The sequence below is a fragment of the Salinispora cortesiana genome, assembly GCF_000484695.1.
In the GTDB taxonomy this organism is placed as follows: Bacteria; Actinomycetota; Actinomycetes; order Mycobacteriales; family Micromonosporaceae; genus Micromonospora; species Micromonospora cortesiana.
On the sequence record NZ_AXVR01000135.1, the window covers coordinates 1 to 2,907 of the forward strand.

A 2,907-nucleotide genomic window follows, 5' to 3' on the forward strand; every position below is an offset into this window, starting at 1 on the left:
GTGTCCGAGGGGGGACTTGAACCCCTACAATCACGCTGGTCACGGTGTCGAAGTGCAGAATGCCCTGCTCGTTAGGCGACGTTGGACGACGTTGAACGCGCTTGATCCCCGTCGGTTTCCCCTACCAGTCCCCTAAAGTCGATCTTCGATAGGCTGCTCTCGACAGCGGTAAGGATGTTCTCGTCCACGACTGGCAGCAGGTGTCCATACAGGTCGGACGTGACAGTGATCGACGAGTGCCCGAGCCGACGTTGCACGCCGGTTAGTGGCACTCCCCCAGCGATCAGGTGCGCGGCATGGGTGTGCCTCAAATCGTGGATGCGCAAACCGCTAAGCCCTGCCCTAGCAGCGCATCGCACGTATAGTCGCCAGAATTTCCGATACCTAACCGCTCCCCCGTCAGGTCCGAGAAATACGTACGCGTCACGACCCCGATTCGACACCAGTGGGACCAGTAGCTCTGCCACATCCCGCGGATACGTCACCGTCCGCCGGCTTCGCTCGGTCTTCGGCGCGGTCGTCACCAACTCCTGACCAGCAGCCAGCTCATGCAGTGCTTCTTCGACCCGTACCGTCCGGGCCAGCACGTCCATGTGCTTAACCTTCAATCCCGCAACCTCTGCCCACCGCATCCCGGTCGCCACGAGCAACACCACGAGGGGCCGCCAGTGCGCCGACATCGCCGAAACAAGCCGCGATATCTCCGCCTCGGTCAAGAAGCGCATCTCTTTGTGCTCGACGCGCGGCAGCCCCGTCCGCTGACATGGATTAGTCTTTATGAGTCGCTGATGCACTGCTTCCTGGAGGATCGCGTACAGCAGGCCATGCGCATTTCGGATCGTTTTCGGCGAAAGCGGGTCGCGCTCCACCTCCTCATCTCCCGCCAAAAGCTGAGCCACCCAGGACTTCACAATCATTGGTGTCAGCTCGGACAATGCGTACTCACCCAGCCATGGCTGGATGTGATTTCGAATCCGCGCGCCCTCCGACTTAATGGAGGTCGGCTTCAGCTTCACCTGATGAGATGGCCACCACAAGTCAATCCATTCGGCAAGGGCAACCCGACCCGCACGCGGATCGACATAATCACCGCGAACCTGGTCAGCCTCCAAGACCTTCATCGCATTTTTCGCGGCGGTTTTTGTGATGAATCCAGACTTGACAGTTACTTTCTTGCCAACAATCAGGTCCCGGATCCGATAAGTCGGACCGTTCTTCTCAATCCACATGGTCAGGTCAGGTCCGACGAAAAAGCTCGATCAACCGCTTTGTTTCCTCAATGGCAGCAGACCTCTCCCGCTCCCGCCGCTCCAGGATTAACGCGATGATCCGTCGCTTCATATCAGGGTCTAGGCGCTGGTCAGTGCGAACCAGCTCAATCTCTTCGTCCACATCCACAGTGGGCGCCTCGGGCGCAGCGACGCCAGGACGCAAGCCGGCCGCGGCGAGCGTCTCGTCGAGGTCGAGTCCCAGAGCAGCGGCGAACCGGGCAACGATCTCCGGGTCGTCCGGCTTCTGCTTGCCGTGTTCCCATCGCCAAATCGTCGTGCGGTCAGTGTCAAGCCGCCGCGCAAGCTCCGACTGACTGACCGTCGGTACAGCAGCCTCCCGGGCGAGCTTGGCAAAGGTAGCCCAGGCACCCGGGCCTGAGCTGTTGCGCTCGCCGTCATGTGTGTTGCGCACACGCACACCGTAGGACACGAAAATCGGCTTCCCCCCTGGTCGGGAGGGCTGCGGCCCCGCCTCATGGCGTGGACGCGACATTCGTCTTCGGTACCGAACTTCGGTGGTCAGGCTCATATGACGTTGTGGCATGCACGCCACAATAGCTCCAGACAACGGCCGGGCATAATCAGCCAAAAGGATGAAGCTGTTGCGCTACCGCCACACCACCTCACGGCGTACGATCTGTGGCGTGACCGCAACAGCAAAGACAAGCAACGCCACACCCCTACGCCTCAACGTCAGCGCCTTCGTCGCAGAGTGCGCAAGGCGGGGCGCGACCAGCGACAGTGCCCGAGCCGCACTCATCGGCGTCAGCCGCGAAACCGTTTGGCACTGGCGGCACGGCAAGCAGAGCCCCAGCCTCGACGCCATCACCCGTATCGCCCGAACCTTCAACGTCACCGTTGAATCGCTACTCGACGAGCGGGCCGCCGCATGAAACCGCTGATCGACAAACATGAGCTCGCCGAGCTACTGAGGGTCGAGGTCTCCTGGGTGGAGAAGGCCACCACTGCCCGGACAGTGCCGATCACCTGGGTCGGTAAGCATGCCCGCTTTGACCTTGACGACCTCGAGGCATGGCTCAAGGGCAACAAGGAGTATCCCGACGCGGCGCCAGTGTTGAAGATGATCGCCGCTGCGAGGAAGCCAGCACCGAGCCCTAGCCGCCCACCGAAGGCGCCGAGGCCACCGGCGGGGCCAATCAAGCCGAAGCCGCCGGCGGGACCGCGTCGAACGGAAGGCAGGGCCGCGTGACTACTGAACTGGTTCTAACCGAGTCGCCGTCGCTGCGGGCGCAGTACGCCGCCCGTATCGACGTGCTCGACAAAGTGAAGGCACTCTCCCTACTGCCGGCGGCACTGCTGTGACCACCGCCGCGCTCCTCGCCCGTGCGGTCGCCCTCATCGCGGTCGGCCTGGCCCTGATCGCGATCGGCCTTACCCCGCCGCCGGCCCCGGCCCCGGAGCCGCGGTGGATGCGGCCGGCGACTCCCGCCGAGGAGCGGGAGTGGCGGAAGCAGCAACTCGAAGACCTCATCGACGCACAGCGGCCGATGAAGTGAGCCCCCCGCCGTGGCTGCGGCGAAGGGCTCGACACCCGGACCAGAACCTGATCAACCAAGGAGTCCAGATGCACACCGATCGTACCGACACCACCGAGCGCCCCGGCTGCGCCGCCGCC

General features: G+C 63.1%; 5 protein-coding genes. 3 read left to right on the forward strand and 2 right to left on the reverse strand.

All coding sequences use genetic code 11. The features are described from left to right. Window positions 1-71: 71 nt before the first annotated feature. Together K228_RS0124380 and K228_RS0124385 are read right to left on the reverse strand one after the other, a co-directional pair. On the reverse strand, window positions 72-1,229 hold the full coding sequence (locus tag K228_RS0124380; RefSeq protein ID WP_080671701.1) for a site-specific integrase: 1,158 nt from the start codon (window positions 1,227-1,229) through the stop codon (window positions 72-74). 7 nt (window positions 1,230-1,236) lie between these two features. Then, entirely contained in the window at window positions 1,237-1,701 is a 465-nt protein-coding gene (locus K228_RS0124385; RefSeq protein WP_188116254.1) for a helix-turn-helix domain-containing protein, read from the reverse strand. Between the two features lie 214 nt (window positions 1,702-1,915). Between K228_RS0124385 and K228_RS0124390 the strand changes: the two genes are divergently transcribed. The 3 genes from K228_RS0124390 to K228_RS0124405 all read left to right on the forward strand — a co-directional run bounded on the left by K228_RS0124390 (window position 1,916) and on the right by K228_RS0124405 (window position 2,788). Next, window positions 1,916-2,164 (forward strand): helix-turn-helix transcriptional regulator, encoded by a 249-nt coding sequence (locus tag K228_RS0124390; RefSeq protein ID WP_188116255.1) that lies wholly within the window; start codon window positions 1,916-1,918, stop codon window positions 2,162-2,164. Next, entirely contained in the window at window positions 2,161-2,481 is a 321-nt protein-coding gene (locus tag K228_RS29060) for a helix-turn-helix domain-containing protein (protein ID WP_025620714.1), read from the forward strand. The genes K228_RS0124390 and K228_RS29060 overlap by 4 nt, the downstream gene beginning before the upstream one ends. A 109-nt stretch (window positions 2,482-2,590) precedes the next feature. Continuing rightward, window positions 2,591-2,788 carry a hypothetical protein gene (locus K228_RS0124405; RefSeq protein WP_025620715.1) on the forward strand — a complete coding sequence of 66 codons (198 nt, stop codon included), beginning with the start codon at window positions 2,591-2,593 and terminating at the stop codon, window positions 2,786-2,788. The last annotated feature ends 119 nt before the right edge of the window (window positions 2,789-2,907 follow it).